General features: G+C 68.7%; 14 protein-coding genes and 1 tRNA gene. 4 read left to right on the top strand and 11 right to left on the bottom strand.

Features of this window, described 5'->3' with window-relative positions:
* A partial coding sequence (locus GAS53_RS55985; protein WP_225858688.1) for a hypothetical protein occupies positions 1 to 276 on the top strand: 276 nt, incomplete at its 5' end.
* Positions 273 to 374, top strand: coding sequence for a hypothetical protein (locus tag GAS53_RS58230; RefSeq protein WP_404829169.1), 102 nt, complete (start codon positions 273 to 275; stop codon positions 372 to 374). The genes GAS53_RS55985 and GAS53_RS58230, both read left to right, overlap by 4 nt.
* Positions 375 to 516: 142 nt before the next feature.
* On the opposite strand, the gene yjfF is transcribed toward GAS53_RS58230, so the two are convergent.
* The 6 genes from yjfF to GAS53_RS03245 all read right to left on the bottom strand — a co-directional run bounded on the left by yjfF (position 517) and on the right by GAS53_RS03245 (position 7,278).
* Positions 517 to 1,545 carry a galactofuranose ABC transporter, permease protein YjfF gene (yjfF, locus tag GAS53_RS03220; protein WP_151475860.1) on the bottom strand — a complete coding sequence of 343 codons (1,029 nt, stop codon included), beginning with the start codon at positions 1,543 to 1,545 and terminating at the stop codon, positions 517 to 519.
* Positions 1,545 to 2,657: an ABC transporter permease gene (locus GAS53_RS03225; RefSeq protein ID WP_151475861.1), complete on the bottom strand. Its 1,113-nt coding sequence runs from the start codon at positions 2,655 to 2,657 to the stop codon at positions 1,545 to 1,547. The genes yjfF and GAS53_RS03225 overlap by 1 nt, the downstream gene beginning before the upstream one ends.
* On the bottom strand, positions 2,654 to 4,192 hold the full coding sequence (locus tag GAS53_RS03230; RefSeq protein WP_151475862.1) for a sugar ABC transporter ATP-binding protein: 1,539 nt from the start codon (positions 4,190 to 4,192) through the stop codon (positions 2,654 to 2,656). The genes GAS53_RS03225 and GAS53_RS03230 overlap by 4 nt, the downstream gene beginning before the upstream one ends.
* Before the next feature lie 108 nt (positions 4,193 to 4,300).
* Complete coding sequence (locus tag GAS53_RS03235) at positions 4,301 to 5,311, bottom strand: ABC transporter substrate-binding protein (protein ID WP_151475863.1); 1,011 nt, start codon at positions 5,309 to 5,311, stop codon at positions 4,301 to 4,303.
* Between the two features lie 158 nt (positions 5,312 to 5,469).
* Entirely contained in the window at positions 5,470 to 6,516 is a 1,047-nt protein-coding gene (locus GAS53_RS03240) for a LacI family DNA-binding transcriptional regulator (protein WP_151475864.1), read from the bottom strand.
* A gap of 688 nt (positions 6,517 to 7,204) precedes the next feature.
* Positions 7,205 to 7,278 (bottom strand) — tRNA-Pro (locus GAS53_RS03245).
* 70 nt (positions 7,279 to 7,348) lie between these two features.
* On the opposite strand from GAS53_RS03245, the gene GAS53_RS03250 reads away from it, so the two are divergent.
* A complete protein-coding gene (locus GAS53_RS03250; RefSeq protein WP_151475865.1) occupies positions 7,349 to 7,756 on the top strand; it encodes a nuclear transport factor 2 family protein in 408 nt (135 codons plus the stop codon).
* A 178-nt stretch (positions 7,757 to 7,934) separates the two neighbouring features.
* Complete coding sequence (locus GAS53_RS03255) at positions 7,935 to 8,342, top strand: excalibur calcium-binding domain-containing protein (protein WP_225858689.1); 408 nt, start codon at positions 7,935 to 7,937, stop codon at positions 8,340 to 8,342.
* 25 nt (positions 8,343 to 8,367) lie between these two features.
* Here the strand turns inward: GAS53_RS03255 and GAS53_RS03260 are convergent, their stop codons facing one another.
* The 5 genes from GAS53_RS03260 to GAS53_RS03280 form a co-directional block, all read right to left on the bottom strand.
* On the bottom strand, positions 8,368 to 9,210 hold the full coding sequence (locus tag GAS53_RS03260; RefSeq protein WP_151475866.1) for a MurR/RpiR family transcriptional regulator: 843 nt from the start codon (positions 9,208 to 9,210) through the stop codon (positions 8,368 to 8,370).
* An 82-nt stretch (positions 9,211 to 9,292) separates the two neighbouring features.
* Entirely contained in the window at positions 9,293 to 10,219 is a 927-nt protein-coding gene (locus GAS53_RS03265; RefSeq protein ID WP_151476019.1) for an ABC transporter substrate-binding protein, read from the bottom strand.
* Between the two features lie 49 nt (positions 10,220 to 10,268).
* Positions 10,269 to 10,958, bottom strand: a complete 690-nt coding sequence (locus GAS53_RS03270; RefSeq protein WP_151475867.1) for an ABC transporter permease — start codon at positions 10,956 to 10,958, stop codon at positions 10,269 to 10,271.
* Positions 10,955 to 11,620: an ABC transporter permease gene (locus tag GAS53_RS03275; RefSeq protein WP_151475868.1), complete on the bottom strand. Its 666-nt coding sequence runs from the start codon at positions 11,618 to 11,620 to the stop codon at positions 10,955 to 10,957. Before GAS53_RS03275 ends, GAS53_RS03270 begins: the two co-directional genes overlap by 4 nt.
* Entirely contained in the window at positions 11,617 to 12,798 is a 1,182-nt protein-coding gene (locus GAS53_RS03280; RefSeq protein WP_151475869.1) for an ABC transporter ATP-binding protein, read from the bottom strand. Before GAS53_RS03280 ends, GAS53_RS03275 begins: the two co-directional genes overlap by 4 nt.

Raw genomic sequence — 12,798 nt, forward strand, 5'->3', positions numbered from 1 at the left:
ACGTCGATCAGCACGCCGTCCGGTGCCGCGGCGACGAAGTGGCGCTGCCCGAACTCCTACCAGTCGGCCTCGAAGGTCGCCTCGAACCCGAAGTGCCGGACCCGGGCCGTGGTCGCCGAGGTGCAACGGGAGCTCGGCGAGCGGGTCGCGGAGGCCGCCGAGCGGTACGGCGACCGTGGGAGCAACTGCGGGCCGGCTGCCGGGCCTTCCTGGCCGCCGGGTCCGACCCCGCGGTACGCCGGAATCCGCTGGCGCGCCTGCTGTCGGGCGGGATGAACGAGGCCGCACTGTGGCTGGCCCCGTCGGGGAACCGGCGGGCGCGGGCGCAGACGGAGCAGGCCCTGGACCGGTTGCTGAACGGGCTGCGGACGTGAGGGCCTGAGGACCTGTGGGTCGTCCCTGCCTCGACTCGCCGGCTCCACGCCACCGTTCGCACGCGCCGACGGCACGGAGCCACCCCCGAGGAGGTGGCTCCGTGCCGTGCCGTCGGCGGGCGGACCGTCGCGGTCCTCCCGCTCAGGTTTTCCGACGGGCCGTCATCGCCCGCTGGATCAGGATGAACGCACACAGCAGCACACCCGTCGCGATCTTCGTCCACCACGAGCTGAGCGTGCCCTCGAACTGGATGAGGCTCTTGATCAGGCCGAGGACGAGGACACCGAACAGGGTGCCGATCACATAGCCGGAGCCGCCCGTGAGGAGCGTGCCGCCGATGACGACCGCGGCGATCGCGTCGAGCTCCATGCCGGTGGCGTGCAGCGGGTCACCGGACTGGATGTACAGGGTGAACAGCAGTCCGGCGAGCGCCGAGCAGAAGCCGCTGATCGTGTAGACGGCGATCTTCGTGCCGCCCTGCGGAAGGCCCATCAGCATGGCCGACTGCTCGTTGCCGCCGACGGCGTACACCCGGCGTCCGAAGCGCGTGTAGTGCAGGACGTAGAACGCCACGGCGAGGACGACCAGCGCGACGATCGCGCCGATCGAGAGGAAACCCGCCCCCAGCGACACCTGCGCCCCGGCCATGCTGCTCACCGAGGAGTCGCCGATGGAGATCGACTCCTTGCTGATGACCAGGCACAGACCCCGGAAGAGGAAGAGGCCGGCCAGGGTCACGATGAAGGGCTGGATCTCGAAGTTGTGGATCACATAGCCCATCAGGAAGCCACCGAAGGCGCCCACGGCCAGCGCCATGGGGATGACGACCAGGATCGGCAGGCCCTGACGCTCCACCAGCCATGCCGTGAACATGGTCGTGAAGCCGATCACTGAGCCCACGGACAGGTCGATGCCGCCGGACAGGATGACGAAGGTGACCCCGACGGCGGCGACCAGCAGATAGCCGTTGTCGATGAACAGGTTCATGAAGACCTGCGCTTCGCCGAACCCGTAGTTCTGGTACCGGCTCAGGCCCACCACGTACATCGCGAGGAAGAGCCCGGCCGTCACAAGGACGGGCAGCCGCCGGTCGCCGAGCAGCTGCGCGGCCTTGGACGGCGTACGGCTCTCCGCGGCCGGGGGGCGCTTGGTGGTCGTGGTCGTGCTCATCACGACACCTCCATCTTGGGAGCGGGCTCGGTCGCCGCGGCGGGCTCCGCCTGGGCCGCAGCGGGCTGACCGGTGCCGCCCTTCGCGCCGGGCTTGGTGCCGAACCTGCCGCCGAAGACCTTGGCGCGGAACTTCGGGGACTGCATCAGACAGACGATGATGACGACGGCGGCCTTGAAGACCAGGTTGGTCTGGGTCGGCACGCCGATGGTGTAGATCGTGGTGGTCAGGGTCTGGATGACGAGAGCGCCGACGACCGTGCCGCCGATGGAGAACCGGCCGCCCAGCAGCGACGTACCGCCGATGACCACGGCGAGGATGGCGTCGAGCTCGATCCACAGACCGGCGTTGTTGCCGTCTGCGGCCGAGGTGTTGGAGCTGATCATGAGGCCCGCGATGCCGGCGCACAGCGCGCAGAACACGTACACCATGATCTTGATGCGCATGGACCTGATGCCGACCAGGCGGCTGGCCTCGGCGTTGCCGCCGACGGACTCGACGAGCAGGCCGAGGGCGGTGCGGCGGGTCAGCGCGACGGTGACGGCCACGACTGCGGCCACCACGAAGATGGAGAAGGGCAGCGTCAGCCAGTAGCCGCCGCCGATCAGCTTGTACGGCTCGCTGTTGACGGTGATGATCTGCCCGTCGGTGATCAGCTGGGCGACACCGCGTCCGGCGACCATGATGATCAGCGTGGCGATGATCGGCTGGATGCCCATCCTGGCGACCAGGAAGCCGTTCCAGAGGCCGCAGACGACCGCGGCCACCAGTCCGATACCCATGGCGAGGAACACCCCGGACAGGGCGCTCTGGTCGGCCTGGTCACTGATGTACGAACAGGTCAGGGCCCCGGTGATGGCGACCACGGCGCCGACCGACAGGTCGATGCCGCCGGTGGCGATGACGAGGGTCATGCCGACCGCGACCAGGATGAGGGGCGATCCGAACAGCACGATCGAGACGAGGCTGCCGTAGAGGTGGCCGTCCGTCATCTTGATCGAGAAGAAGTCGGGCGTGAAGGGGACGTTGACGAGCAGCAGGATGACCAGCACGGCGACCGGCCAGAACAGGTGATGGTGTGTCAGCGCTCGCCATCGGGGTGTGGTGGTCACTGGTGCTCTCCGCTCGCGATGGTCTCCAGGATCCGGGTGGGGGTGATCTCGGGCCCGTTGGCGAGCTGCGCCACCAGCTTGCGGTCGCGCAGCACTCCGATGGTGTGGCTCAGCCGGAGGACCTCCTCCAGCTCGGCCGCGATGTACAGCACGGCCATGCCGTCCTCGGAGAGCGAGACCACGAGCTTCTGGATCTCGGCCTTGGCTCCGATGTCGATGCCGCGCGTCGGCTCGTCCAGGATCAGCAGCTTCGGCTGGGTGATCAGCCAGCGGGCGAGCAGCACCTTCTGCTGGTTGCCGCCGCTGAGCTGGCCGACCCTCGCCTCCGGGTTGGCGGGCCGGATGTCCAGGGCCTTGATGTACTTGGCGACGAGTTCGTCGCGCTGGGCGACCGGGATGGGCCGGGTCCAGCCGCGCGAAGCCTGCAGGGCGAGGATGATGTTCTCCCGCACCGTCAGGTCCGGTACCAGGCCTTCGGTCTTGCGGTTCTCCGAGCAGAAGGCGACACCCTCGGAGATGGCGTCGTTCGGGGCGCTCATCGAGACCTGCTTGCCGCCGATGGTCACCGTGCCGCTGTCCGGCTGGTCGGCGCCGAAGAGCAGCCGGGCGAGTTCGGTGCGGCCCGAACCGAGCAGTCCGGCGAGTCCGATGACCTCGCCCTTCTTGATCTCCAGGTCGAACGGGGCGACGCCGCCGACCCTGCCGACGCCGTCCGCCTGGAGCAGCGACTCGCCGACGTCGGAGCGCAGCTGGTGATCGTGGAGCTCCTCCAACTGGTCCAGTGCCTTGCCGATCATGAGCTGGATCAGCCCGACCTGGTCGAGTTCGCTCACCATGTGCTCACCGACGAGGGTGCCGTTGCGCAGGACGGTCATCCGGTCGCAGATCTCGTAGATCTGGTCGAGGAAGTGCGACACGAACAGGATCGCGACGCCCTGGTCCTTCAACCGCCGCATCAGGGCGAAGAGTTCGAGGACCTCGTCGCGGTCGAGGCTGGAGGTCGGCTCGTCGAGGATGAGCACCTTGGTGCCCGCCCCCTGGCCGTCGGCGTCTCCGGTGCCCACCGACCGTACGATCGCGACCAGTTGCTGCACGGCCAGCGGGTACGAGGACAGGGGCGCGGTGACGTCGATGTCGAGGCCGAGCCGGTCGACCAGCTCGGCCGCCTCACGGCGCAGCCGCTTCCACTGGATGCGGCCGAAGCGGGTTGGTTCACGTCCGATGAAGATGTTCTCCGCCACCGACAGGTTGGGGCAGAGGTTCACCTCCTGGTAGACGGTGCTGATGCCGGCCTGCTGCGTCTGCGACGGGCTGTCGAACCGTACCGACGTACCGCTCAGGGTGATGGTGCCGCCGTCCAGGGAGTGGACCCCGGTCAGCACCTTGATGAGGGTGGACTTCCCGGCACCGTTCTCGCCGAGCAGGGCGTGGATCTCGCCGGGGAAGAGCCGGAAGTCGACACCCGACAGAGCCCGTACCCCCGGAAACTCTTTGACTATGCCCGTCATCTCCAGGACGGGCTGCGGCTCTGCCATGGCAGCGCTCCTCGTGAATTTCGTTCAGGCCCGCGGGGAGCCCCCTTGGCAGCCCTCTGGTCCGAGGGACTGGCCGGGCGGGGGCTCCCTGCCGGTGGGTGCGGTCGGTCAGTACTTGCGGGTGGGGAGCGCGTCCTTGGCCTGGGCCTGCATGAAGTCGCTCTCCTTGGTCTTGATCCAGCGCTCGACCGTCTCGCCGTCCTTGACCTTCTGCACGACCTCCATCAGCTGGGGGCCGAGCAGCGGGTTGCACTCGACGATGGCGTTGATCTTGCCCTCGGACATCGCGACGAAGCCGTCCTTCACGCCGTCGACCGTGACGATCAGGATGTCCTTGCCGGGCTTCTTGCCGGCCGCCTCGATGGCCTGGATGGCGCCGAGGCCCATGTCGTCGTTGTGTGCGTAGAGCACGTTGATGTCCGGGTTGGACTGCAGGAAGGCGGCCATGACCTGCTTGCCGCCGGCGCGGGTGAAGTCACCGGTCTGGCTGGCGACGATCTTCCAGTCGTCCTTGTGGTCCGCGTCCATGACCTCCTTGAAGCCCTTGGCACGCTCGATCGCGGGGGCCGCACCGGTGGTGCCCTCCAGCTGTGCGATCTTCACGGCACCCTTGTGGCCGGCCGTCTCGAGGACCTTCTCCAGGATCTTGGCCGCGCGCCTGCCCTCGTCCGTGAAGTCGGAGCCGACGAGCGTGACGTACAGGGATTCGTCGGAGGTCTCGACGGAGCGGTCGGTGAGGACGACGGGGATCTTCTTGGCCTTGGCCTCCTTGAGCACCGCGTCCCAGCCGGTGACGACCACCGGCGAGAAGGCTATGACGTCCACCTTCTGGGCGATGAAGTTGCGGATGGCCGAGATCTGGTTCTCCTGCTTCTGCTGCGCGTCGGAGAACTGGAGCTTGTAGCCCGCCTCCTTGGCCGACGCCTTCACCGAGTCGGTGTTGGCGCTGCGCCAGCCGCTCTCCGAGCCGACCTGGGAGAAGCCGAGGGTCAGCTTCTTACCGCCGCCGTCGCCGGCGGAGGAGCTCGAGGAACCCTCGTCCTCCTTGGCGCAGGCCGCCAGGCCGCCCGCTGCCGCCACGCCGACCGCCGCAGTGAGGAAGTTCCTTCTGTTGAGCATGTGTCTTCTCCTTTGAAGAGCCGGCCCGGGAAGGACCTGCTGGTACTCGCTTGCTACTTGCCGGGACAGGCTGCACCGCGTCCAGCCTGTCGATCATTGTTCGAAATATCGGTCACAATGATAGGATGAAAACAACCGTTGGTGCGTTGGGTGCCGCGTCAGGTGGGGGCTGCACCCTGGTCGGACGTGTACGGGAAAGTGCTGGCGCGGACGACCAGTTGGGGCTCGATGGCGATCCGGGGTGTCCCGGACGGATCCCGGCCCTCGATCAGATCCAGGAGCAGGGCGATGCTCCGTTTGCCCACCGCCGAGAAGTCCTGCCGGACGGTGGTGAGCGGCGGAGCGAAGAACTCCGACTCCGGGATGTCGTCGAAGCCGACTACGGCCACATCCTGGGGAGTTCGCACACCCGCCTCACGCAGAGCCCGCAACACCCCCAGTGCCATCTGGTCGTTGGCGACGAAGACCGCGGTCAGCCCCCGGCCCACCCAGCCGGCCAGTTCCTGGCCCGCCCGGTAGCCCGACAGTGGACTCCAATCCCCGCGCAGCGTCAACGGCGGTTCGACACCCGCCGCTTCGAGCGTGGCCCGCCAGCCGGCGGCCCGGTCGGCGGCCTCCTGCCAGTCCTCGGGTCCGGCGAGGTGCCAGACCCTGCGGTGGCCGACGGCCAGCAGATGACCGGTGGCCAGGCATGCTCCCAGGTGCTGGTCCACGTTGACACTGGGGATTCCCAGTCCGGGCCCGCTGCCCACGGTCACCACCGGGAACGGGTGGCGGAGTTCGGTGAGGGCCTCGACCGCCGACCGCTGCGGGGCGATGGCGACCACTCCCTCCACCCCACCCTCGCTGAGGTGGTCCAGCGCCTCGGACAGCTTGTCGACGGTCAGTTTGCGCAGACTGACCGTGGAGACGAGGTAGCCCTCGGCGCGTGCTGCCTCCTCGAGCGCGAACAACGTACTGGCCGGACCGTAGAGGGTGGTGTCGGAGGCGACCACACCCAGGGTCCGGGTGCGTCGGGTGGCCAGGGCTCGTGCGGAGGAGTTGCGGCGGTAGCCCATTTCCTCGATCGCGTGCAGCACCTTGGCCCGTGTCTCGTCCCGCACATTGGGGTGATCCCCCAGCACACGGGAAACGGTCTGGTGGGACACGCCCGCCAGTCGCGCGACATCGGCCATGGTGGGCGGCCGAAGCTGCGATTGTGCCATGGCCGCACCTCCTTGGCGGTCGTATACCGGAAGATCTGTGTGACATGCGTGGACGTCTCCGTGCGGCGGGGTCCAGCCCTCCGCGACGGCAACCGGACCGCCGAGCAGCCGGGTAACTCTCCGGGCACCTCACCCCCTCCGGACCGGCCGGGGAACCGGCCCGTACGGCTTGCCCAGAGCTTTGCGGCACCTGCCACGGAGGCGAGCTGAGGCGCTGCGAACGCCATGGTCGTGCCCCCCTGGAAGTCGGCTCGTGATTGCGGACGTCATTGTGAGCGCTAACAATTCATGCCGGTCAAGAGGTCCCGCAACAGGAAGACGTCACGTTTGAGTAACGCGCCGGAAGCATGCGAAGCCGAGGTGAGGGGCCCGTGACACGGGTCCCGGAAAAGGTATTGACGCGGTTGAGGTGCGGCCCTATTTTCAGGACCGAAACTTCGAACCACGCACGAAATATCGGACGTTGCTGATGATGATGGGTTCCCACGGTCCATGAGCAGGGGCTTGCGCGGCAGACCAACACGCGGTGCACGGCGGAGCGTTGACGTACCTCGCGACCACCGACGCGGCGTTCGGCACGCACTGTACGCCCCGCCGGGCAGCCGGCCGCACCTGGCAGGCCTTCACCTGGTCTCGGGACGCGAAAAGGGCCCCCACAGGCTCTCACCTGCGAAGACCCTTCACACTGTCGGGACGACAGGATTTGAACCTGCGACCCCTTGACCCCCAGTCAAGTGCGCTACCAAGCTGCGCCACGTCCCGATGCGTCCCGCCGCGGAGTTCCGCGGGAACACGCAGGTAAACCCTACCGTACGTCGACGAGAGGACGCCCATGCCGCTCGGCCCGGAGGACCGTACGGCCATCGCCGAACTGCTCTCGATGCACGGCCATCTCTTCGACGCCGGGGAACTGGACCGGCTGGACGAGTTGTTCACGGCCGATGTCGTCTATGACATCAGCGACCTCGGACAGGAGCCGCTGGTCGGAATCGCCGCCATCCGGGACGCCTCGCTCGCGCTGGGCCCGGCCAATCCGGTCGGCCATCACATCACGAACATCGTCCTCACCGAGCTGGACGAGGGACGGGTACGCGCCCTGTCCAAGGGGATCGGCATCAACGTGGACGGCACGAGCGGCAGCGTGACGTACGAGGACACGGTCGTGCCCGGCGACGGGGGCTGGCGCATCAGCCGCCGCAGGGTGCTCGCACGAAGGGTGCCGTTGGGCGGCAAGTACTGATCCGCGGGGTGACCGACCTGCGCCGGGAAGGGCTCGCCACCATCAGCCACAGCCACCTCTCCACATTTCCATCACAATTCGGCCACCAGTTGTCCATGTGGTAGGTCGAGCCCCGTCCGCCCCCTTACGGTCGTGCTTCTCGCACAGCCTTGGGGGGATTCGTGTCAGAGCATCCGAAGTGGGCGCGCAAGCGCTACGTACTGCCGGCGATCGGTCTGGCCTCTTCATCGGTATCGGTGCCGGTGCCGGCGGAGGAGACGATGCCGAGCCCGCGGCCGCCAAGCCGAGGCCGACCGTCACCGTCACCGCCACGGCGACCGCGACCGAGACCGCTGAGCCGGAACCCGAGCCCGCCACCACCGTCACGGCGACGACGACCGTGAAGGCAACGGTCACCGCGCAGCCGGCCGCGGGCGGCGGGTCCGACGACGACAGCGGTTCCGATGGGGGTGGAGGTGGCGGGGACGTGTACTACGCCAACTGCAGCGAGGCGCGTGCGGCGGGCGCCGCCCCTGTGCACAGCGGCGAGCCCGGCTACGCCTCTCATCTGGACCGGGACGGAGACGGCGTCGGCTGCGACAGCTGAGCCGTTCAGGGCCGTTCAGGGCCGTTCAGTCGACGAACAGGCCGCGTGCCGCCGCCCGCGCGTCGAACTCCTCCAGGCGGGCCTGGGCGTCGGGCAGGCCGTCGCACATCGCCTCCAGGAGGACCTGTCCGAGGAGCATGGGGGCGCTCACCGTGTCGAAGACCAGTCCGGTGCCCACGGCGGCCGGGAGGAGCAGGTCGCTGTGGGCGGCCACCGGGGCGAACGTGCCGTCGGCGATCGTCACCACGGTCAGCCCCGTGCCGCGGGCGTGGTCGAGCGCGGCGAGGAGTTCGACCGGGTGGCGTGGCAGCGCGAAGCACAGGAGCGCGCTCGCGCCCGCGCGGCGGGCCGCGTCGATGCGGTCGGCGAGCAGCGAGCCTCCCTCGTCGAGCAGGCGCACGTCCGGGTGCACCTTCGCGGCGAAGTAGGCGAAGCCGCCTGCCTGGGCGGCGGAGGCGCGCAGCCCGAGCACCGGCAGCGGCCGGGAGGCGGCGAGCAGCCGGCCCGCGCGTTCCACGGGCCCGGGGTCGGCGAGCAGCGCCGCCAGGTGAAGAAGGTTGTCGATCTCGGCCCGTACCGCCTGCTGGTACTGGTTGGCCGGCAGCTCGGCCACGGCCGGGCCGGCGGGTGCGACATCGCGCAGATGTCTGCGCAGCGCCGGGTATCCGTCGAAGCCGAGGGCGACCGCGAAACGGGTCACGGAGGGCTGGCTCACTCCGGCCAGGTGGGCCAGCTCCACGCTCGACAGAAAGGGTGCGGCCGCCGTCTGCCGGACCAGACAGTGGGCGATACGGCGCTGCGTGGGCGTCAGCCGGCGGCCCTCGAACAGCTTGTGCAGCCGCGCGGAGGCACCGGTCCCGTCGGGCATGGCAACGCCGACGCCGGCTCTGTCCGTATCACTCGCCATCACTCACCATGATCCCCAGTCGCTTCGACGGCGGCCGTCCCGGTCAGCTCGCGAGACCGGACTGCTTCAGCCACTCCTCGGCGACGGCCGAGGCGTCCTCCTTGTCGTTGACGAGCTTCTTCATCATCTCGAGCAGGTCCTCGGTGGTGAGCTTGGCCGAGATGGCGTTGAGCGCCGCCCTGGCCTCGGCGTTGACCGCGGACTTGTAGACGAGAGGCGTGACGTTCTGCGAGGAGAAGAGGTTCTTCGGGTCCTCCAGGACCACCAGCTTGTCCTCGATGATGGCCGGGTCGGTGGTGTAGAGGTTGGCGGCCTGGACCGTGCCCTCCTTCAGCAGCTTCAGGAGGGTGCTCTGGGCGCCCGCGTCGAGCGGCTGGAACTTCCCGAACTCGACACCGTAGATCTTCTTCAGGCCGACCATGCCCTGGGTGCGGGTCTTGAACTCCGAGCCGGCGCCGATCGCCATATCACCGGCCACGGGCTTGAGGTCGGCGAGCGTCTTGAGGTTGTACTTGGCGGCGACCTCGGAGGTGACCGTGACCGAGTCCTTGTCCTCGGCCGCGGAGGAGTCGAGTATCTCCACCGACTTCGGGAGCTTCGCCTTCAGCTCGGCGTTGATGTCCTCCGTGCTGGTGGCGGTGCTCTTCTCGTCGACCGCCACCGACAGCAGGGCGCCGTTGTACTCCGGGAAGACGCTGATGCCGCCCTTGACCACCTGGTCGTAGTAGACCTCGCGGGCTCCGATGTCGAACTTGCGGGTCACCTTCAGGCCCTTGTCCTCCAGGGCCTGTGCGTAGATCTCGGCGAGCAGCTGGTTCTCGGGGAAGTTCGCCGAGCCGACGACGATGGACTTGCCTCCTCCGCTGTCGCCGCTGCTGCCCGTCAGCGGATTGTCGTCGCTGTCGCTGTCGCCGCCGCAGGCGGTCAGCGCGAGTGCGGCGATCAGGCCGAAGGCGGTACCGCGGATCATGCCTTTCATGGGTGTTTCCTTTCTCGGGAGCGTTCAGGAGCTCCGGAACTCATGACCTGGTCGCCGAAGGCTGCAGCCCCGGCGAGACGATGACGCGCCGCAGCGCGGTGAAGACGGCCTGGACGACGAGCGCCAGCACGACGACGACGGCCGAACCGCCGATGACCAGTTCGTAATTGTTGCGGGCGAGTCCGTCGACGATGAAGCGCCCCAGACCGCCGAGACCGGGATACGCGGCGACGGTCGCGGTGGCCACGACCTGGATCGCGGCGACCCGCAGCCCGAGCAGGATCAGCGGCAGCGCCATCGGCACCTCGACCTTCAGCAGGACCTCCCAGCCGGTCATGCCCATCCCGCGCGCGGCGTCCCTGGTGTCGGGATCCACGCCGCGTACTCCCTCGAAGGTGTTGATGAGGATCGGCGGGACCGCCAGCGCGACCAGGGCGACCAGTACGGGCGTGGTGCTGAGCCCGGCGAGCGTGACGACGAGGACGACCAGGCCGAAGGTGGGGATCGCCCGGGCGAGGTTCGCCACGCTGGCGACCGCGAACGCGCCGCGGCCGGTGTGTCCGACCAGCAGCCCGAACGAGAGCCCGATCAGGGTGGCGAACAGCAGCGACAGGCCGCTGTAGGTCAGGTGTTCCAGGAGCCGGTGCGGAATGCCGTCATCCCCGCGCCACTGCTGGGACGACGTCAGCCAGTCGCCCACCAGCTCGATCTGGTTCAGGAGATCGTTCACGCCGTCGCCCCTTTACCGCGTGCCCAGGGTGTGAGCAGCCGCTGGGCCAGCACGAGCAGTGCGTCGGTGACGAGGGCGAGCAGCATGATCAGTACGGTCGCGGTGATGATCGGGGTCGGGAAGTCGAGCTGGAGGCCACGGGTGATGTAGTAGCCGAGGCCGCCCTGTCCGATCAGCTGTCCCACCGCGACGAGGCTGATGGAGGAGACCGCGGCGACCCGTACGCCGGCGACGACGACCGGTACGGCGATGGGCAGTTCGACCTGGACGACGCGGCGCACCGTGCTGAATCCCATCGCGGTGGCCGCCTGCCGTACCGGTTCCGGGACCGAGGCCAGACCGTCCACCACGTTGGGGATGAGGACCGACAGCGTGTAGAGCGTCAGCGGGATCATCACCGTGCGCTCGGTCAGCCCCGTGTAGCGGACGAAGATCATGAACAGGGCCAGCGAGGGGATCGAGTACAGGACGTTGGCCGCGGTCAGGGTCGGCGGGTAGATCCATCGCCAGCGGTGGCAGAGCATGCCCAGGGGCACGGAGATGATCAGTCCGAACAGCACGGGCAGGAGCCCCAGCCGCAGATGGATACCGGTGTAGTCGGCCAGCTCGCCGACATGGTCGCCGATCCACTCCCACCGTATGAGCGGTTCCCCGTCTCTCATCGCTCACCACCGCCCGCGTCGCTCTTGGCTACCCGCACCTCGGCCTCGTCGCTGACCGCCGTGTCACTGACGGCCGCGTCACCGACCGCCGCGTCCTCGGCCATCGCGGCGGACAGTTCGTACGCGTCCGCGACCCCGACGACCGCGCCCTCCGCGTCCACGCCCACCGCGAGCCGGGACGGCGAGAGGAGCGCCGCGTCGAGTGCGGCCCTGGCCGAGTCGCCGACCAGGCTGAACGTATGGCCGAGCGGGGCCAGGTTCGCGTCCGCGAGCGTGCCGCCGTCCGGCAGTTCGGCGACGGCGGCCCAGCCGAGCGGCCGCCGGCCGTCGTCGACGACGAGCACCCAGGGCTCGTCCAGTGCCCGGGCCCGCGCCACGGGAGAGTCCGCCGGCAGCACCGTGCCCTCGCGCAGCGGCAGCTCGGCCGCCTTGACGAAGGACAGCCGGCGAATGCCACGGTCATGGCCGACGAAATCGGCCACGAAGTCGTCGGCGGGATGCGCGAGCAGCCGCTCCGGGGTGTCGAACTGGGCGAGCTTGCCACCGGTGCGGAACACCGCGATGTTGTCGCCGAGTTTGATCGCCTCGTCGATGTCGTGGGTGACGAACACGATCGTCTTGTGGAGCTCCTTCTGCAGCCGGATGAACTCCGCCTGCAGTTCCCCGCGGACGATGGGGTCGACCGCGCTGAACGGCTCGTCCATCAGCAGCACCGGCGGGTCGGCGCCCAGTGCCCTGGCCACCCCGACGCGCTGCTGCTGTCCCCCGGAGAGCTGGTACGGGTAGCGCTTGGCCATGTCGCCCGGCAGCCCCACCAGTTCGAGCAGCTCCGCCGCCCGCGCCCGCGCCTTCTTCTTGCCCCAGCCGAGCAGCAGTGGCACGGTCGCTATGTTGTCCAGGACCGTCCGGTGCGGGAAAAGCCCGGCGTGCTGGATCACATAGCCGATGCCCCGGCGCAGCTCCGGGGCGGCGATCTCCCGGATGTCCTGGCCGCGCAGACTCACCGTGCCGGCCGTCGGCTCCACCATGCGGTTGACCATGCGCAGGGTCGTGGTCTTGCCGCAGCCGGAGGGGCCGACCAGGACCGTGATGCCGCCCTCGGCCAGCTCCAGGGACAGTTCGTCCACGGCTGTCGTGCCGTTGGGATAGTTTTTGCTCACCGCGTCGAATCTGATCAA

It is taken from the genome of Streptomyces albicerus (assembly GCF_008905045.1).
Lineage (GTDB): Bacteria > Actinomycetota > Actinomycetes > Streptomycetales > Streptomycetaceae > Streptomyces > Streptomyces albicerus.